This window comes from Psychrobacter sp. TB67 (genome assembly GCF_000511065.1).
In the GTDB taxonomy this organism is placed as follows: domain Bacteria; phylum Pseudomonadota; class Gammaproteobacteria; order Pseudomonadales; family Moraxellaceae; genus Psychrobacter; species Psychrobacter okhotskensis.
In genome coordinates this window covers 1-5,000 of the sequence record NZ_AYYA01000003.1, presented here as the reverse complement: position 1 = coordinate 5,000, position 5,000 = coordinate 1, and the positions used below count along the sequence as shown (strand labels likewise).

Genomic DNA, 5,000 nt, shown 5'->3' with positions numbered 1-5,000 from the left:
ATCTGTAGCTACAGATGATTTTTTTAGGTTAATAAGTTGTTTGTACCAGCCTAAGATTATGCCAGTGAAAAACGAGAAGTAACGCTCTTATAACCCCTTTTTTGTAGCAGATTTTACGACAGATAAAAAATCCGTTATTTCTCACCTAATTTAATGACTACACCATACGCACCCTAAAGGGACTGCCAAATAGCTGATATTGTTAGATTTATTGAAATTAAGGTGTTTGCAAAGTGTAAACAAAATGAATGTTAGCCATTGATTTAAAAAGAAAAAAGGTGTTTACAATTTGTTTACAGCCTTGCTTCTAAAAAGCGAAAAATAGCCCTTTTTTACCGCCTTTTGCAGCAAAAATCTCGCTTTCCTAACAGGTGAATTTATGGTGTAGTAAGTACACTTTAGTAAAATAACACCCAGTTATCAGGAAAAAGTAGTAATGAACTATGCGATTTTGAGGACGACAAAATTAAAGACGATGGGCAACATTGGTAGCAGTCTGGCACACAGCTATCGAACGATAGAAACGCCAAATGCTGACCCCGACCTCACCTCTAAAAATTATCATAGCGTTGCTACCCCTGAAGCCGTTAAACAGGCAATAAAAGATCGACTTCCTGAAAAAAGACGCTCTGATGCGGTGCTCTGTATTGAGTATTTAATAACTGCCAGTCCTGAATGGGAAGGCTGGGGAACTAGCCAAGAAGTGGAATTTTTTGAGCGAGCCAGTTTATGGCTCATAGATAAGCATGGAGCAGAAAATATTGCAGGTATGAGTATTCATCGAGACATAAGCACACCGCAACTAGTCGCTTATGTTATTCCTATTGATCAAAAGGGGAAGCTCAACTGTAAGGATTTTCTAGGCGGCAGGGTTAAGTTAAATCAGATGCAAACCAATTTTGCCAATGCGGTCGCTGATTTAGGACTAGCGAGGGGCAAGGAAGGCTCTAAAGCCAAGCATACCAGCATCAAGGAATATTACCACGACATCAACCATGCTAGAGATTTTAGTATTACAACCGTATCACCTAAGCCTGAAATGTTTGAAAGCAAGGCTCGGTATGGTGAAAAGGTCACAGCAGCCGTTATTGAGCAAATAGAACCGACTGTGAAGGCAGCAAACAGCATTTTAGTGGACTACGAAAAGGCTAAGATGGATAAAATCGTGGCGGAAGACAGCTATGACACCCTTAAACAGCTTGCTGAGCCTTACTTAATGGCAATTCAAGGGTTAAATCAAGAGGAAATTGCTAGGGTGAATGAGGTAATGCAGCTAGAAAGCCGAAAAATCGCCATAGAGAGAGTTAAATATGAAAGGGCTAGGTATCTATCAAAATAGAGAATGAGTGCTGTTAAATCTAATTATGTAGGCATATAGAGTGGTTCCTATAGCCCATTACTAAGATTAAAGAAAAATAAAGTCACTAGAGTGCTTAAAAACTTCTAAATTTGAAAAACCCTGTTGTTTTGGATGAGGTTAAAAACAAATTGATAGATAATTTTGAAAGCGTTGATCGATTACTTGATCCAAAAGATCACCAAAAAGACCTTAATATTTTGAGGTAACTAGGGCTTTTTTCTTTTGTTTTTTAATCAGTAAAAAAAATAAAAAAATGCTTTTAATGCTTTTAAATGCTTTTAAATGCTTTTAAGTCCTCTGTATGCATTGGTGTTAGAGGGCTGTAACCTCCATATGACTACGTTTACTTACCCATATGACTACGTTTACTTACCCATATGACTACGTTTACTTACCCATATGACTACGTTTACTTACCATTAAACTACTAGTTTTTATATGTAGATTAATATACTTTATTATAGTAGTGTAGTCATAAATAATTTATAAGGAAATTGTATGTCTAAGGGTAATTTAGTCGTCAAAACAAATCAGCTTAATTCAGCCTTACAAAACTTATCTTTGCCTGAAATCCGAATTATTCAATTAGCAATAGTAGATGCAAGAGAGACAAATACTGGACTGAGTACTGATAAGCCTCTACGTATTGATGCCTTACGCTATGCTGAAATGTTTGAAACCACTCGACAGAATGGCTATCAGCGAATGAAAGACGCTGAAGAAAACCTATTTAACAGACGTTTCAGTTACGTCAATGAACATGGAAAGATCGTCAAGTCACGCTGGATTCAGGAAGTAACTTATCTTGATGATGAGGGTGCAATTGAATTGGTTTTTACCCTTGCTGTAGTTAAAGGAATCAGCCGTATTGATGGTGCGGAAGACTTTTTTACTTCTTATCTACTAGAACAAACAGCGAGTATGGATAGCATTTACTCTGTAAGACTTTATGAGCTGCTGGTGCAATGGAAACAAGCTAAAAACACCCCTATGTTTGAGCTTGAGAGGTTTAGAAGTCAACTAGGTATAGAGTCTAGTGAATATAAAAGAATGGGGAATTTTAAATTAAGAGTTTTAGACCTTGCGGTTCAAGAAATTAATGAAAAAACTGATATCAAAGTTGGCTATGAGCAAGTTAAAAAAGGTAGAACGATAATAGGTTTTAAATTCAAAATCTCGGATAAAGAAAAATCCAAAAGCACTCAGAGTTTAGCAAGTGGAAGAGACGGTAATACATCTGATATGTTTACGGTTGAAGGATTAAATGATAGGCAGCTGGGGCGTATTGCCCGTAATCCTAGCTTTGTTGCCGATTATAATCATTTGGTTAGTTCTACTAGTCCAGCAGGTCAAGATCCGAACGCTTGGGAGTTTGAAATGATTAATCGTCTCAAAAAGGATCCTTCACAATTTAAGAAACGCCCTATTAGAGAGTATCTTGAATACTAAGACTTGTGAATATTTTGGATAGGTACGGTTCTCTAGTGAGGACTTGAATGGCGGTAACCCTCTTATGGTTTTTATAAACTTATGTCCATTTATCATGTTAGAATTTAGATGATAATAATATTTAGGACGATACTATGGCAGCTTATATCACCGTAGGCGCGACAACGACTCATGGTGGTGAAGTTATTAGTGGCTCACCGCACAGCACTCATAACGGTATTCCTATCTCGCGTAAAGGCGATAAAGTTATCTGTAAAAAGTGTAAAAAATTGACCACTATTTTGACAGGGGACTCCTCGTTTATTGTCGATGGTGCGCCCATTGCTCGCGCAGGAGATGTGACTAGCTGCGGTGCTAAGCTTATTGCTAATCAGCAATCGTTTTGCGAGAGTGACTTTGAGGTGATGGGCGTTGAGCAGCCAGCGCCTATGCAGTTTCCTAAATCTGATCCAGAAGCTGTATTTGCTAGCTTTGCAGCGCCTAAAGACAACCAACCATCAGAGTCTTATAACAACGATTTAGATATTCTATTTGTAAATTTTACGCCTTTCGATAATGAGGATAATGCAGCTGAGGGTAGTCTCGTAGCAGGTAATACTTATGCTGGTGAGCCTAACGAAGGAGGGGGAGGTAGTGATAGACCTATATACATACCTGGTACTGCGGGTACTCCAGAAGAGCTTCGTTATCAGGCAGAACTAGAATCAATATATATAAATGTCGGTGGTGACGAAGCAAAATTTCGTCAAGGAGTTAAAGAAATTGCAGCAAGAGATATGCTCGCTTTTGATATATTGACAATACCAGCAGGATTAGCATTAAAATCTGCTCAAATAGGTGTCAAAGCTGGGCAGTATGTAATCAAGAGTAGGGTAAATAAACCAAAAATTAGTGCTTCTAATTCGTCATTAAAGCTGCCTTCAAATTCAACACTGAAAGTACCTAACGGTGTTATAAATAAATTTCCTGAGAGCTTCAAATCTCCTATACCTAATAGAAAAGGAGGGGAAGGTTATCGCTGGTTTGATGGAGCAAATAAAGGAAATAGCGTACGTATAGATAAAGGTAATCCAAGCAACTCTCAAATTCGGCAACAAGTTGACCATGTTATTATAAACAACAACGGCAGAATAATTGGTAGAAACGGTGAACCTATTAAGGGCACAATTAAAGATAATTGGGATCAAGCACATATCCCACTTAAGGAGTATGAACAATGGAACAAGTGGAATTCACCGAAATAAAATATCCAGACATGAGAAATAACCTAATTGCTTATACAGAATCATTATCGGATTCAGAGTATCAACGTCAATACTGGGGAAAATCCAATCCAGATAACCCTAGTTTTTACGATGACTTTGATGCAAGTGTAAATTTCTTAGATGACATGCTAGAAAGAGATAGCGATCCAAACGCTTGGATTGGTCTAGTTTTGAAAAATGACAAAGAAGCTAAATTATTTGAAGCTCTAAATGAAAATATTGCAAAATTGTTTCAAAAATATGGTTTTGACTTGACAGATGAGCAATATATGGATGTTAAAGAATGGAGCGAGATTTTAAATAGCGCTAAAACTTTACATTCTGAGCTTATGTTAGAACATACGTAGCATCTGTAGCTGTTAGCTAATCAAATACTTCTGAATGGCTACCCAGCCTAACGAAATCTACCGTATCGCTCTGAATACGGTAGATAAGCACCAAATCAGGTTTGATGTGGCAATCTCTAAAACCCTTATGATTGCCGGTCAACGCATGATCTTTGTATTTAGCCGGTAGTGGTATATCGTTAGTCAAACAATTGAGCACCTCGCCCCATGCAGGAGTGAGTAAACTTAGATAATTCTTTTTAGCATCTCTCTTAAACTGACTTGATACTTCAATGGATCTCATCAGCTTCGCCTTCTAGCTCATCCATCAAATCACCAAAGCTATCGTACTTACTACCTTTACCGCTCGCGACCTCAGCAATAGCCGCGAGTGTTTGCGCGTTGAGCTTAGGTTGTTGATAGTCAAAAGACAGAGGAATCGCATTGGTATCGGCGACTTGGTTCAAGAACAGTCTTATGGCTTGTGAAGGCGTTAGTCCATAGCTTTCAAGAACAGAAAAAGACCTATCCTTCAGATCCTGGTCAAGCCGTATATTATAATTAGTTGTAGTCATAGCAATCACCTTTCGCTTATATTCG

The 5,000-nt window shown here is 38.0% G+C and carries 6 protein-coding genes; 4 read left to right on the top strand and 2 right to left on the bottom strand.

Going from position 1 to position 5,000, the window contains the following annotated elements; genetic code table 11:
• Positions 1-436: 436 nt before the first annotated feature.
• The 4 genes from mobV to W293_RS0100030 all read left to right on the top strand — a co-directional run bounded on the left by mobV (position 437) and on the right by W293_RS0100030 (position 4,421).
• Entirely contained in the window at positions 437-1,339 is a 903-nt protein-coding gene (gene mobV / locus W293_RS0100050; RefSeq protein ID WP_025650495.1) for a MobV family relaxase, read from the top strand.
• A gap of 519 nt (positions 1,340-1,858) precedes the next feature.
• The gene (repM, locus tag W293_RS0100045; protein ID WP_025650494.1) at positions 1,859-2,809 is read left to right on the top strand and encodes a replication initiation protein RepM; all 951 of its coding nucleotides are present in this window, start codon (positions 1,859-1,861) and stop codon (positions 2,807-2,809) included.
• A 134-nt stretch (positions 2,810-2,943) separates the two neighbouring features.
• The gene (locus W293_RS17310; protein ID WP_198015399.1) at positions 2,944-4,053 is read left to right on the top strand and encodes a PAAR domain-containing protein; all 1,110 of its coding nucleotides are present in this window, start codon (positions 2,944-2,946) and stop codon (positions 4,051-4,053) included.
• On the top strand, positions 4,026-4,421 hold the full coding sequence (locus W293_RS0100030) for an SCO4402 family protein (protein WP_025650493.1): 396 nt from the start codon (positions 4,026-4,028) through the stop codon (positions 4,419-4,421). Before W293_RS17310 ends, W293_RS0100030 begins: the two co-directional genes overlap by 28 nt.
• Positions 4,422-4,437: 16 nt before the next feature.
• Here W293_RS0100030 and W293_RS0100025 read toward each other — a convergent pair whose 3' ends face one another.
• On the bottom strand, positions 4,438-4,704 hold the full coding sequence (locus tag W293_RS0100025; protein ID WP_025650492.1) for a type II toxin-antitoxin system mRNA interferase toxin, RelE/StbE family: 267 nt from the start codon (positions 4,702-4,704) through the stop codon (positions 4,438-4,440).
• Positions 4,691-4,975, bottom strand: a complete 285-nt coding sequence (locus W293_RS0100020) for a type II toxin-antitoxin system RelB/DinJ family antitoxin (protein ID WP_025650491.1) — start codon at positions 4,973-4,975, stop codon at positions 4,691-4,693. The genes W293_RS0100025 and W293_RS0100020 overlap by 14 nt, the downstream gene beginning before the upstream one ends.
• Between the last annotated feature and the right edge of the window lie 25 nt (positions 4,976-5,000).

Coding starts and splice junctions, on each gene's coding strand:
- mobV (WP_025650495.1), top strand. CDS start 437: ATGAACTATGCGATTTTGAGGACGACAAAATTAAAGACGATGGGCAAC.
- repM (WP_025650494.1), top strand. CDS start 1,859: ATGTCTAAGGGTAATTTAGTCGTCAAAACAAATCAGCTTAATTCAGCC.
- W293_RS17310 (WP_198015399.1), top strand. CDS start 2,944: ATGGCAGCTTATATCACCGTAGGCGCGACAACGACTCATGGTGGTGAA.
- W293_RS0100030 (WP_025650493.1), top strand. CDS start 4,026: ATGGAACAAGTGGAATTCACCGAAATAAAATATCCAGACATGAGAAAT.
- W293_RS0100025 (WP_025650492.1), bottom strand. CDS start 4,704: ATGAGATCCATTGAAGTATCAAGTCAGTTTAAGAGAGATGCTAAAAAG.
- W293_RS0100020 (WP_025650491.1), bottom strand. CDS start 4,975: ATGACTACAACTAATTATAATATACGGCTTGACCAGGATCTGAAGGAT.